The 12336-nt window shown below is 67.9% G+C and carries 12 protein-coding genes and 2 pseudogenes; 7 read left to right on the forward strand and 7 right to left on the reverse strand.

The features are described from left to right. Window positions 1–182, reverse strand: a 182-nt coding sequence (locus ACFXMV_RS19055) for a hypothetical protein (protein ID WP_378503436.1), incomplete at its 3' end; no start/stop codon positions are given. 546 nt (window positions 183–728) lie between these two features. Between ACFXMV_RS19055 and ACFXMV_RS19060 the strand changes: the two are divergent. The 5 genes and pseudogenes from ACFXMV_RS19060 to ACFXMV_RS19080 form a co-directional block, all read left to right on the forward strand. Next, a pseudogene (locus ACFXMV_RS19060) lies at window positions 729–911 on the forward strand (hypothetical protein); the annotation flags it as partial. Between the two features lie 64 nt (window positions 912–975). Beyond that, on the forward strand, window positions 976–1794 hold the full coding sequence (locus ACFXMV_RS19065) for an alpha/beta fold hydrolase (protein WP_378501736.1): 819 nt from the start codon (window positions 976–978) through the stop codon (window positions 1792–1794). A gap of 157 nt (window positions 1795–1951) precedes the next feature. Continuing rightward, a complete protein-coding gene (locus ACFXMV_RS19070; RefSeq protein ID WP_378501734.1) occupies window positions 1952–2659 on the forward strand; it encodes a response regulator transcription factor in 708 nt (235 codons plus the stop codon). Beyond that, complete coding sequence (locus tag ACFXMV_RS19075; RefSeq protein WP_378501735.1) at window positions 2656–3978, forward strand: sensor histidine kinase; 1323 nt, start codon at window positions 2656–2658, stop codon at window positions 3976–3978. The genes ACFXMV_RS19070 and ACFXMV_RS19075 overlap by 4 nt, the downstream gene beginning before the upstream one ends. Before the next feature lie 100 nt (window positions 3979–4078). Beyond that, on the forward strand, window positions 4079–4492 hold the full coding sequence (locus ACFXMV_RS19080; protein WP_378503435.1) for a hypothetical protein: 414 nt from the start codon (window positions 4079–4081) through the stop codon (window positions 4490–4492). A gap of 56 nt (window positions 4493–4548) precedes the next feature. Here the strand turns inward: ACFXMV_RS19080 and ACFXMV_RS19085 are convergent, their stop codons facing one another. The 6 genes and pseudogenes from ACFXMV_RS19085 to pdxH form a co-directional block, all read right to left on the reverse strand. Further along, window positions 4549–4917 (reverse strand): FKBP-type peptidyl-prolyl cis-trans isomerase, encoded by a 369-nt coding sequence (locus ACFXMV_RS19085; RefSeq protein ID WP_378500115.1) that lies wholly within the window; start codon window positions 4915–4917, stop codon window positions 4549–4551. A gap of 3 nt (window positions 4918–4920) precedes the next feature. Continuing rightward, window positions 4921–5271: pseudogene (locus tag ACFXMV_RS19090) on the reverse strand (FKBP-type peptidyl-prolyl cis-trans isomerase); the annotation flags it as partial. Window positions 5272–5275: 4 nt separating this feature from the next. After that, complete coding sequence (locus tag ACFXMV_RS19095) at window positions 5276–6574, reverse strand: citrate synthase (RefSeq protein WP_378500108.1); 1299 nt, start codon at window positions 6572–6574, stop codon at window positions 5276–5278. Window positions 6575–6685: 111 nt separating this feature from the next. Beyond that, window positions 6686–7633, reverse strand: coding sequence for an aldose 1-epimerase family protein (locus ACFXMV_RS19100; RefSeq protein WP_378500109.1), 948 nt, complete (start codon window positions 7631–7633; stop codon window positions 6686–6688). Between the two features lie 81 nt (window positions 7634–7714). Further along, window positions 7715–8995 carry an MFS transporter gene (locus tag ACFXMV_RS19105; RefSeq protein ID WP_378500110.1) on the reverse strand — a complete coding sequence of 427 codons (1281 nt, stop codon included), beginning with the start codon at window positions 8993–8995 and terminating at the stop codon, window positions 7715–7717. Continuing rightward, the gene (pdxH, locus tag ACFXMV_RS19110; protein ID WP_378500116.1) at window positions 8992–9642 is read right to left on the reverse strand and encodes a pyridoxamine 5'-phosphate oxidase; all 651 of its coding nucleotides are present in this window, start codon (window positions 9640–9642) and stop codon (window positions 8992–8994) included. The genes ACFXMV_RS19105 and pdxH overlap by 4 nt, the downstream gene beginning before the upstream one ends. A 289-nt stretch (window positions 9643–9931) precedes the next feature. Here pdxH and ACFXMV_RS19115 point away from each other — a divergent pair, with 289 nt between their 5' ends. After that, on the forward strand, window positions 9932–11056 hold the full coding sequence (locus ACFXMV_RS19115; protein WP_378500111.1) for a citrate synthase 2: 1125 nt from the start codon (window positions 9932–9934) through the stop codon (window positions 11054–11056). Window positions 11057–11119: 63 nt separating this feature from the next. Next, window positions 11120–12235: a phosphoserine transaminase gene (serC, locus tag ACFXMV_RS19120; protein ID WP_378500112.1), complete on the forward strand. Its 1116-nt coding sequence runs from the start codon at window positions 11120–11122 to the stop codon at window positions 12233–12235. The last annotated feature ends 101 nt before the right edge of the window (window positions 12236–12336 follow it).

Here is a 12336-nt window from a genome sequence, read left to right on the forward strand (position 1 = left end):
TCGATCCACGACTCCCAGAACCGACCCGCCGCCAACACCTTCCGCGCCGCGAAACGATTCTCGGCCACACACGACAACCCGACATCCTCCAACGCGGCAACATCATCGAGCAGCGAAAAGGCCCCCGCCTCGGCGCCGGACCTCACCTCGCTGTCCCTGACCTCACCACGCGATTCGAACATGCATTCGATAGTACGCCTCAGGTCCGACAGGCGCCAGGGTCCGACAACAGAATTCTGGGCGGAGGACATCAGTCCGATGCGGTCGACTCGCTACCGCTCCGCCGTAGCCCCAAATGACCAGCCCCACGCCCCGGACCGGCAGGGCGGCCAACCAGGCGAACCCGCTCGCGATCGCAAGACCGGAACAGCTCCCAAACCTGACGAAGCCGCACCGTTGCCCGAAACCTGCACTGACACAACCGATACCGACGAGCATTGAGGGAGTGGCCCCACCTGAACTACCGGGCCCGCGCGACCGCGGCCGCCGTCAGCCCGACGAGGATCGAAATACCGACCGGGCGCGCACACCACTGATGTGCTGTATCCGGCCTGCACACTGGGCGTTCCGAGCCGCCCGACGGAGCGCGATTCCCACGCATCCTCACGAGCCCCCGTTACCTTCTTCGCGACCCCTTCCGTGGGTCACGGTCACCAGGCCCGGTATGACTACTTCCCCTGCCGCTCGCATGATCCGGAGGGGTGATGTTGCCGGGCATCGACACACCGGAGGGCAAGAGGCGCAATGCCGGGCTCATCTGCCTATCCCGCAGACGCTGCGACGTGTTGCACGCCATGCTCCCAACAAGGAGTTCTACCGAGGCCCATTGTCGGCGACGGTGGCGTGACACAAGGCGCCGACCGGTCCTGTCGTCAGCATTCCGTCCTGAGCAACACGGTTCCCAGCGCTAGACACCTCCAGACCATCTTTGCTACTACTGAGTAGTCAAGGGCGCGAGGGGGACTTGTGAACCATATGAACCGGGCTGGATCGGGTGAGCCTGTACTGCTGCTACACGGATACACCTTGTCCCATCATTCATGGCACAGAGTTGTCGACAACCTCTCGAACGACTACGACGTCCTCGCGATGACGATGCCAGGACATTGGGACGGACCTCGGCTGCGACTGCGCGATGTAGGGGTCCGCGGGATCGCCGATGGCGTCGAACGTGAACTCGACAAGCTCGGTTGGGAAACCTGCCATATAGCCGGAAGCTCACTGGGCGGAGAGATCGGATTCGAACTCGAGCGCCGCGGCCGCGCAAGATCCCTCGCTGCGATCAACCCCAGTGGAGGGTGGAAACGGTTCTCCTACACAGAGTTTCACCTTGGCTTGGTATTTATCGCACAGTTTCCACTCGCCGCTGCTGCCCGCGTATTCGGTGATCGAATGACAACTCGCGAGATCTTTCAACGCCCGATCATCCGAAACTGCGTCAGTGACATGACTGCGGTCACCCCCGCTGACGCGGCAAATACGATCCGCGCAGTCTCTCACTGTCCCATCTACCTGCCAATGCAACTGGCGTATCTCCGCGATGGACCACTTACAGACCAGGACATCCGTCGTGTCACCGCGCCGACATCGTTGATGCTGTCCGAGTTCGACACCTTCCTCACCCGGAACAAATGCATGCGGCGACTGATCGATGAACTGCCCGACCACGTCGAAGAGGTGACCCTCTCGGGCGTCGGCCACATTCCGATGCTCGAGAACCCCGAAATCGTTGCTGATGCCCTCCGCATCCACTTGACCAGGGTGGCTGATCAACAACCCTGGCAAGCCTCCTGATTTGATGAGCTACCGGTAGGACCAGACGATAGGGACACCCCCGCCCGCAGCGACACAGTTGCGATGCCGGGATGGGTGCCGACCGATTTGGGCGTCACCACAGATTGACATCGCCCCACCACGGAAATTCCACGACCATTCCGGGCACAATGGCTGCGTGACCGAATCCGCCAACGCCACCGTGCTCGTCGTCGATGACGACGAGGACGTGCTCGTCTCCCTGCGACGTGGGCTGCGCCTGTCCGGGTTCACGATCCTCACCGCCTCCGACGGGGCGGAGGCGCTCAGCGTCGTCGCCGACCGCTCCCCCGATGCCATCGTTCTCGACATGAACATGCCGGTCCTCGACGGCGCGAGTGTCGTCACGGCGCTGCGCGCGATGGGCAATGACATCCCCATCTGTGTGCTCAGCGCCCGCGCCTCGGTCGACGACCGGGTGTCCGGACTCGAGGCGGGCGCCGACGACTACCTGGTCAAACCGTTCGTGCTCGCAGAACTGGTCGCGCGCATCCGCGCGATGCTGCGCCGCAGAACGACGCCTCCCGCCGCGGCCGCACCGCAGGGCTCGATCACCGTCGGGTCGCTGACCGTCGACCTGCTGGGACGCCGAGCACACGATGGCGACCGCGAAATCGAGCTCACCAAAAGGGAATTCGAGTTGCTGGCCATTCTCGCCCGCAACAGCGGCGTCGTGCTGAGCCGGGAGCGACTGCTCGAGTTGGTGTGGGGCTACGACTTCGTCGCAGACACCAACGTCGTCGACGTGTTCGTCGGCTACCTGCGGCGCAAGCTCGAATCGAACGGCTCGCCCCGACTCCTGCACACCATCCGCGGTGTCGGGTTCGTGCTCCGGGAGATGCCGTGAGGGGAAAGCATTCCTACTCACTGCGGGCCCGGGTCGCGGCCGCCACCGCCCTCGGCGCGACCATCATCGTCGCGCTGCTCGGCGTCTTCGTGGCACTCGCGATCTCGCGCAACAACCTGAGCCAGCTCGACCGCCGGCTGGAAACCGCCTCGCGGGTGCTCATCGTCAACATCGGCACCGCCTCGATGTTCCTGCCCCGGTTCGGCGATGCGGGCGCGTTCGCCGTCACGATCCGCAACGACGGCACGCTCGCCGCCAGCACGCCCACCCAGCTCCCCGAGCTGCCCGTCGGCGCAGCCACCGTGGACGTCGACGACACCGCGTACCGGGTGAACACCACGGCGGTGGCGGGCACCGGCACAACGGTGTCGCTGGCGGTGCCGGCCGCCGAGGCCAAGGACATCACCACGGACCAGCAGCAATGGGTGCTGGTGGCCGGCCTGCTCGCGATCGCCGCCGCGGCCGGGCTCGGCTGGATCTTCGGCGGCCGCGCCGTCCGCCCGATCGTGCAGCTGACCCACCAGATCGGCGACGGACCGCCGCCAGAGGGCCCGCCGCCGAAGGTGTCCGGAGTCCGCGAGGCCGAGGAACTGGCCGACGCCGTCGAGCTGATGTTGCAGCGCATCGCCGAGGCCCAGTCCCAGACCGCCGCCGCCCTCGACACCGCCCGCGATTTCGCGGCCGCCTCCGCACACGAGCTGCGCACCCCGCTCACCGCGATGCGCACCGACATCGAGGTGCTGAGCACCCTCGAACTCGACGAACCGCAGAAGGCCGAGATCCTTGCCGACCTGGCCCGCACCCAGGGCCGCGTCGAAGCGACGCTGTCCGCGCTCGAACGCCTCGCGTCGGGGGAACTGTCCAGCGACAAGGACCACGTCCCCACCGACGTCGTCGAATTGTGCGACCTCGCCGCCCAGGACGCCAGGCGCCACCACCCGGACGTGCAGGTCCGCGTCGAATCCGAACCCTCGCTGGTGATCCGCGGGCTGCCCGCCGGTCTGCGGCTGGCACTGGACAACGCCATCGCCAACGCGATCCGCCACGGCGGCGCCTCGAAGGTGGTCCTCGCCGCCCGCCGGGTTTCCCCGAGCACCGTCACCATCACGATCGACGACGACGGCACCGGGGTGCCCGAGTCCGAGCGCGACGCCGTTTTCGAGCGCTTCTACCGCGGAACAGGCGCCAGCAAGGGCGGCTCCGGCCTCGGCCTGGCGTTGGTCGCACAGCAGGCGCAGCTGCACGGCGGCCGCGCATACTTCCAGGTCAGCGACTTAGGAGGGGCGCGGTTGGTGCTGGAGTTCCCGTACCGGACGTGAGCCGGGGGATGTGCAATCGCCCCTGAGCGAGTAACGATGGTGGGCGGCACGCCGTCGACCGGGCGGTCGCCATCCCTAGACGACTCGCGAAGGGAAAACCATGTTCACCAGGAGAAACGTCCGTGCGCCCGCCGCGCTGCTGATCGCTGGAGCCGCCGCGGGCGCGCTGTTTGCCGCGCCGGCTGCAAGCGCCGCCACGCCATTCGGCGCTCAAGTCGGGCCCGATCCGGCCTGCGGACCGGTCGAGCCGGGTCCGTCCGGGTCCTTCAAGATCCGCAACGCGCAGGTCCCCACGGGCCTCAACGGCATCATCGTGACGAACTTCTTCCAGTTCCCGATGGGTGGACCCGCCACATCGGTCAGTCTCGATCCCGGAGACATCAAGACCATCATCGTCACGACCGGCCCGGCCGCGGGCGGATTCGGAATCGGACGCGTCGCCGGCAGCTATCAGCTGACAACGGTTCCCGTCATCACCTGCGTCCTGAACGTACCGTTTGTTCTCGAGCCCTGATTGCGCGAAAGGCCCCGTACCGCAACGCGATACGGGGCCTTTCAACAAAAGATCTACTAGGTGCCCAGCAGATCGATGACGAAGACCAGGGTCTTGCCGCCGAGCGGGTGACCCGAGCCGGCCGGACCGTAGGCGAGCTCCGGCGGGACGGTCAGCTTGCGGCGACCGCCCACCTTCATTCCGGGGATGCCCTCCTGCCAGCCGGGAATCAGCCGCGGGAGCGGGAACTTCACGGACTCGCCGCGCTGGAACGAGGAGTCGAACACCTTGTTCGTGTCGAACTCGACGCCGTGGTAGTGCACGTCGACGACTCCACCGGGCTGAGCCTCCGCGCCGTCGCCGACGGTGATGTCCTCGATCACCAGCTCAGCGGGGGCCGGGCCGGTCGCCGGCTCGATGACCGGTGCGGCGGGCGGAACGACCACGTCGAGCAGGTCGATGACGAAGACCAGGGTCTTGCCCGAAAGCTGGTGGCCTGCGCCTGCCGGGCCGTAGGCCAGCTCCGGCGGGATGGTCAGCTGCCTGCGGCCGCCGACCTTCATGCCGGGGATGCCCTCCTGCCAACCGGCGATCAGGCCGGACAGCGGGAAGTTGATGGACTCGCCGCGACTCCACGAGGAGTCGAATTCCTCACCGGTGTCGAACTCGACACCGAGGTAGTGGACCTCGACCTTGGCGCCGGGGGTGGCCTCCGCGCCGTCGCCGACGGTGATGTCCTTGATCACGAGCTCGGTCGGCGCGGGGCCGTCCTGGAACTCGATCACGGGCTCGTCGCTCATGCGATCACCTGCTTCCCAGGTCGATGTAGTTGCGCTCGGTGTAGCCGGTGTAGATCTGACGCGGGCGGCCGATCTTGGTGGCCGGGTCCTCGTGCATCTCACGCCAGTGCGCGATCCAGCCCGGCAGGCGGCCCATCGCGAACAGCACGGTGAACATGCGCGTCGGGAAGCCCATCGCCCGGTAGATCAGGCCGGTGTAGAAGTCGACGTTCGGGTACAGCTTGCGCTCGATGAAGTAGTCATCGGTCAGGGCCGCCTCTTCGAGGGACTTCGCGATGTCGAGCAGCTCGTCGTCGCCGCCGAGCTTGGACAGGATGGTGTCCGCGGCCTTCTTCACCAGCGCTGCGCGCGGGTCGTAGTTGCGGTAGACGCGGTGCCCGAAGCCCATGAGCTTCACGCCGTCTTCCTTGTTCTTGACCTTGCGGACGAACTCCTTGGCGTCGCCGCCGTTGGCCTTGATCTCGTCGAGCATCTCGAGCACGGCCTGGTTGGCGCCGCCGTGCAGCGGGCCCCACAGCGCGTTGATGCCCGCGGAGACCGAGGTGAACAGGTTCGCGTCGGACGAACCGACCATGCGCACCGTCGAGGTGGAACAGTTCTGCTCGTGATCCGCATGCAGGATCAGCAGCATGTCCAGCGCCTTGGCGATCTCCGGATCGACCTCGTAGGGCTCCGCCGGGAAGCCGAACGTCATCCGGAGGAAGTTCTCCACCAGCGACAGCGAGTTGTCCGGGTACAGGAACGGCTGGCCCACGGACTTCTTGTAGGCGTAGGCCGCGATGGTCGGCATCTTCGCGAGCAGTCGCGTGGTGGACAGCTCCACCTGCTCGGGATCGTCGGGGTCGAGCGAGTCCTGGTAGTACGCCGACAGGGCGTTCACCGCGGAGGAGAGCACCGGCATCGGGTGCGCGTTGCGCGGGAAGCCGTCGAAGAACCGCTTCAGGTCCTCGTGCAGCAGCGTATGCCGCTGGATGCGGGTGGTGAAGGCGGCCAGCTCGTCAACCGAGGGCAGCTCGCCGTAGATCAGCAGGTAGCTGACCTCGAGGAAGGTCGAGCCCTCCGCGAGCTGTTCGATCGGGTAGCCGCGGTAACGCAGGATTCCCTTTTCGCCGTCGATGTAGGTGATCGCCGACTTGGTGGAGGCGGTGTTGACGAATCCGGGATCCAGGGTGGTGTACCCGGTCTCGGACAGAAGCTTGCCCAGCTCGATGCCGTCATTGCCCTCAGAGGCTTTGGCAATCGACATCGCATGGTCGCCACCGGGGTAGCTGAGCGTGGGTGTGGTGTCATCGGCAGCGGGCACGAAGGATCCCTCTCAAACTCGGATCAGCGAGTAGCACTATCAGTCGGATAGAACCTAGTCGCTGTTACGCCCGCTTGCCCAGGGAGGGTCCACGGCGAGTGGGATTTGCCACTAGAGCGCGCCGAGACCCCAGGTCCCTGTCCACGTCTCCCCGGGCCGCAGCACCACCTGGCCGATGCCCGAGTTGAAGGCGTCCGGAGGGCAGGTCATCGGTTCGATTGCCAGTGCGCGACCGCGATCGGGATAGCCCTGGCCGTGCTCCGGGTCCGCCGTGAACACCTGGATCCAGCCGAACTGGCGGTCGGTCCACAGCACCGCCCCCGAACCGTCCGGGGCGCGCAACTCGTGCCGGGCACGGCCGTCCGGATCGGGCACGATCGAACTGAACGGCGTGTCCAGCCAGACCCCGTCGAGCGAGCGCGGCGCTGTGAAGTCGTAATCGGTGCCGTACACGGACTCGGAATTGCCCATCGGCAGCATCCGCTCCTGGTCCAGCGGCAATCTGGTGCCTGCGGTCAACCGCAGGGTGCACTCGTCGAGTGGGGTGTCGCCCGCCCGGACAAAGGTGTGCACGCCCATCCCGAACGGCGCGGGCATCGCCCCGATGTTCGTGGCCGTGTGCGTGACGGTGAGGCCGTCCTGGCCGAGTTCGTGCGTGGCCGTCAGCTGCAACGGGTACGGCCAGCCCTTGTGCAGGCCGAGCCGGATGCTCTGCTGCACCCGGTTGGCCGTGTGCTCCACCAGTTGCCAGTCGTCGCGCCGGACGAGCCCGTGGATGGCGTTGTTTCGGGCGGGCTCGGTGATCGCCAGCTGATGCTCGACGCCGTCGAAGATGAAGTAGCCGTCGCGAATCCGGTTCGGCCAGGGCGCGAGCACCAGTCCCGCCGACAGCGGCGGCCTCTCCCCCGCGGGCGACGTCTCGGTGAGCTGCCTACCGCCGCACTCGAGCAGCCGAAGACCCGCCCCACGGGAGACGATCTCGGCTCGATAGTCCCCGTGCTCGATCTTGAGGCTCCGCACACCGGAAGGTCGAACGACGCCGTTGACGGACTCAGACATGGCACGACTCACACATGGCACACAGTGTCCACCAATCGGCGCGCGACGGCACCCATCCCGCCAAAGCCGCCGAACCGATCGTCAGCCGCGCCCCACCCGGTACCGCAGGAACATCGGGAACCCGAGACAGGCCAGCCCGACACCGAGCACCACGAGCACCCCGCCGCCCGCGGCGGCGACCGCGGTTCCCACCGCAAAGGCCGCCGCGCCGTGCAGGACGTCGCCGATCCGGGGACCGCCCGCGACCACCACGATGAACACGCCCTGCAGCCGTCCGCGCATCTCGTCGGTCGCCACCTGCTGCAGCATGGTGCTGCGGAAGGCGGCCGAGATCATGTCCACCGCGCCGCCGAACGCGAGGAAGCCGAGGGCGACCCACAGCAGCACCCGGCCGCCGTCCGGGTCGGCGAACCCCACCGCGACGCCGAATCCCACCATCGCCAGGCCCCAGGCCACGATGCAGGCCACCACAGCTCGGCCCTGATACCTGACCCCCGGCAGCCAGCCGGAGAACACCCCGCCGATCACCGCGCCCGCCGACATCGCCGCGAACAGCAGTCCGAGCGCGACGCCTCCGCTCACCGGGTCACCGAAGCTCTCGTGCGCGATCGCCGGGAACAGCGCCCGCGGCATGCCGAACACCATCGCGATGATGTCGACCACGAACGACGCGAGCAGCACCTTCTGCGTGGACAGATAGCGGAAGCCGTCGAGGACCGCCCGGAACCCGGCCTTGGTGGTGGCGCCGGTCGGCGGTAGCGCGGGCAGTCGCAGCACCGCCCACAGCGTCGCCATCAGCGCGATCGCATCGACCAGGTAGAGCACCGCGAGCCCGGTCAGCGGGACGAGCACGCCCGCCAGCAGCGGGCCCGCGATCGCGCCGAACTGGAAGACGGTCATGTTCAACGAGTTCGCCGCGGGCAACTGCCGCCCGGGCAGCAGCCGCGGGATGATCGCGTTTCGGGTCGGCGAGTTCACCGCGAAGAAGGCCTGCTGCAGCGAGAACAGCACGAGCACCAGCCAGACGTTGTTCACCCCTGCGGCGGCCTGAGCCCAGAACAGCACCGAGGTGACCGCGAGCCCGATGGTGGTGATCGTCATCAGCCTGCGACGGTCCATCACGTCCGCGAGCGCGCCGCCCCAGAGCCCGAAGATGACCAGCGGGACCAGCCCGAACACGCCGGTCAATCCGACATAGGCCGAGCTCAGGGTGATCTGATAGACCTGAAGCGGCACCAGCACCACGCTGATCTGGGCGCCGATCACCGTGACGATTCCGGCCACCCAGAGCCGACGGAAGTCCTCGTTGCGCAGCGGTGTGGTGTCGGCGAGCAGGCGCCGACGGGTCCGGACCTCGGTCACGGCTGCAATCGCTCCACGGTCCAGGCGCCGTCCGCCAGGGTCGTCTTCACCCGGTTGTGCATCCGATTCGCCCGGCCCTGCCAGAACTCGACACTGTCCGGCCGGAGCAGAAAGCCACCCCAGTTCGGCGGCACCGGCACGTCGTCGACCTCGTCAAACCTGGCGGTGACCTCGGCCAGTTGCGCCTCGAGCGCGGCCCGCGATCCGATGGGGCTCGACTGGTGCGACGCCCAGGCCCCGAGCTGGGATCCTCGCGGCCTGCTGCGCCAGTACTCCTCGGTCACCTGCGGGTCGACGCGGGTCACCGATCCCCTGACCGTGACCTGGTGCGCGAAGGCGATCCAGGAAAACGTCGCCGATGCGTACGGCGAGCCCGCCAGTTCGCGGGCCTTGTTCGACTCGTAGTTGGTGTAGAACACCAACCCGTCCTCGGAGAGCCCCTTGCACAGCACGGTCCGCGAGGCCGGCCTGCCCTCCGCGTCGACCGTGGCCAGCACCATCGCGTTGGGTTCGGCGATGCCGGACGAGCGGGCCTGGTCCAGCCACCGGCGCAGCAGCGGAAACCAGCCTCCGCGCAGCGATCTGGCCCCCAGATTCCCCTCCGGCACAGCCTGATTCGGCTCCTGGTGGGCGTAGCCGACCCGCATCGCGGCGAGGTCGGGGTTCGCGGCGGACTCGGGCTCGGAATCGGGCGACACAGCCGCTGACGTTACTCCCGGGTACGTGCCGCTCACCCACGCCACGCAACGGGCTAGAGTTTGACGTGACCCACCCTGTCGACCGTGTATCGCACCCGCGATTCCCGCGACGCAGGGCTTCCAGTCACGGCGGCACAGAGCCTGCACACCATGCCTGCGCCCCGCACGACGGCGATGACTTAGGCGGAGCAGCCCCGACCGGGCGAATACCGAAGACGACGAGGAGAGTCCACGAGCAATGGCAGCGAGCGCGGCAGTACCCGAGGATTTTGTCAGCGGTCTCGAGGGCGTCGTCGCCTTCACCACCGACATCGCCGAGCCTGACAAGGACGGTGGCGCGCTGCGCTACCGCGGAGTCGACATCGAGGACCTGGTCGCTCGCGGTGTCACCTTCGGCGACGTCTGGGCCCTGCTCGTCGACGGCCAGTTCGGCCAGGGGCTGCCGCCCGCCGAGCCGTTCCCGCTGCCGATCCACACCGGCGACGTCCGCGTCGACGTGCAGGCGGGACTGGCGATGCTGGCCCCGATCTGGGGATACCAGCCGCTGCTCGACATCGATGACGAGACCGCCCGCGAGCAGCTCGCCCGCGCCTCGGTGATGGCGCTGTCCTATGTGGCGCAGTCGGCCCGCGGCGTCTACCAGCCCGCCGTGCCGCAGAAGGTCATCGACGAATGTCCCACCGTCACCGCGCGTTTCATGACCCGATGGAAGGGTGACCCGGACCCGGCACACACCGAGGCCATCGACGCCTACTGGGTCTCCGCCGCCGAGCACGGCATGAACGCCTCCACGTTCACCGCCCGCGTCATCGCCTCCACCGGCGCCGACGTCGCGGCCTCGCTCTCCGGCGCCATCGGCGCGATGTCCGGCCCGCTGCACGGCGGCGCGCCTGCCCGCGTGCTCCCGATGATCGAGGAGACCGAGAAGAGCGGCGACGCCCGCGCGCTGGTCAAGGGCATCCTGGACCGCAAGGAAAAGCTGATGGGCTTCGGGCACCGCGTGTACCGCGCCGAGGACCCCCGCGCGCGCGTGCTCCGCGCCACCGCCAAGCGCCTGAACGCGCCCCGCTATGAGGCCGCCGCCGCGCTCGAGCAGGCCGCCCTCGCCGAGCTGCGTGAGCGCCGCCCGGACCGCGCCATCGAGACCAACGTCGAGTTCTGGGCCGCGGTCATCCTCGACTTCGCCGAGGTCCCGGCGCACATGATGCCCGCGATGTTCACCTGCGGCCGCACCGCCGGCTGGTGCGCGCACATCATGGAGCAGAAGCGTCTCGGCAAGCTGGTCCGCCCGGCCGCCATCTACACCGGACCCGAGCCCCGCACCCCCGAGTCCGTCGAGGGCTGGAACCAGATCGCCGGCTAGTTCGGCCCGCCCCCTGGCCGTGCAGGCCTCGTCACCATCAACACAGAAGGACGTCAAGACGCGATGAGCACCCCGATCATTCCCGCCGACCTCAAGCCCGTCGATGGCCGATTCGGTTGCGGACCGTCCAAGGTCCGCCCCGAGCAGCTGCAGTCGCTCGTGGACGTGGGCGCCTCGGTGTTCGGCACCAGCCACCGCCAGAAGCCGGTCAAGGACGTCGTCGCCCGGGTGCGCTCGGGCCTGGCCGACCTCTTCTCGATCCCCGAGGGCTACGAGGTGGTGCTCGGCAACGGCGGCACCACCGCGTTCTGGGACGCGGCCGCGTTCGGCCTGATCCGCGAGAAGTCGCTGCACCTGACGAACGGCGAGTTCAGCTCCAAGTTCGCCTCCGTGGCCAAGGCTAACCCGTTCATCGGTGACCCCATCGTCGTCTCCGCCGAGCCGGGCAGCGCGCCCGCGCCCGTGTCGGACCCGTCGGTGGACCTCATCGGCTGGGCACACAACGAGACCTCCACCGGTGTCGCGATCCCCGTGTCGCGTCCGGCCGGCTCGGAGAACGCGCTCATCGCGATCGACGCCACCTCCGGTGCGGGCGGCCTGCCGGTGAACATCGCCGACTCGGACGTCTACTACTTCGCCCCGCAGAAGTGCTTCGCCTCCGACGGCGGACTGTGGATCGCGATCATGAGCCCGGCCGCCCTTGCCCGCGTCGAGGAGATCAAGTCCTCGGGCCGCTGGACCCCGGACTTCCTGTCGCTGCCGATCGCGGTGGACAACAGCTCCAAGGACCAGACGTACAACACCCCGGCGCTGGCCACCCTGCTGCTGTTCGCGAACCAGATCGAGTGGATGAATGGCAACGGCGGCCTGGACTGGGCCACCAAGCGCACCGCCGATTCGTCCTCGCGCCTGTACAACTGGGCCGAGGCCAGCGAGTACGCGACGCCGTTCGTCGCCGATCCGGCGCACCGCTCGCAGGTCGTCGGCACCATCGACTTCGACGAGAAGGTCGACGCCGCCGCGGTGGCGAAGATCCTGCGCGCCAACGGGATCGTGGACACCGAGCCGTACCGCAAGCTGGGCCGCAACCAGCTGCGCGTCGGCATGTTCCCGGCGATCGATCCCGAGGACATCACCGCGCTGACCAAGAGCATCGACTGGGTGGTCGGCCAGCTCTGAGTCAACCAGGCAGTTCAGTCAGCCCCCGGCACTTCAGTGCCGGGGGCTGACTTTTTTGACACGGATTGTGTCCGATTGGGTTGGCGCGCATTTCGGCCCGG

This window comes from Rhodococcus sp. NPDC059179 (assembly GCF_042754885.1).
Lineage (GTDB): Bacteria > Actinomycetota > Actinomycetes > Mycobacteriales > Mycobacteriaceae > Rhodococcus_G.

Excerpts from the sequence above, each read along its gene's own strand:
- ACFXMV_RS19065 (WP_378501736.1), top strand. The coding sequence starts at position 976 with ATGAACCGGGCTGGATCGGGTGAGCCTGTACTGCTGCTACACGGATAC.
- pdxH (WP_378500116.1), bottom strand. The coding sequence starts at position 9,642 with ATGCGGGTCGGCTACGCCCACCAGGAGCCGAATCAGGCTGTGCCGGAG.
- ACFXMV_RS19080 (WP_378503435.1), top strand. The coding sequence starts at position 4,079 with ATGTTCACCAGGAGAAACGTCCGTGCGCCCGCCGCGCTGCTGATCGCT.
- ACFXMV_RS19115 (WP_378500111.1), top strand. The coding sequence starts at position 9,932 with ATGGCAGCGAGCGCGGCAGTACCCGAGGATTTTGTCAGCGGTCTCGAG.
- ACFXMV_RS19100 (WP_378500109.1), bottom strand. The coding sequence starts at position 7,633 with ATGTCTGAGTCCGTCAACGGCGTCGTTCGACCTTCCGGTGTGCGGAGC.
- serC (WP_378500112.1), top strand. The coding sequence starts at position 11,120 with ATGAGCACCCCGATCATTCCCGCCGACCTCAAGCCCGTCGATGGCCGA.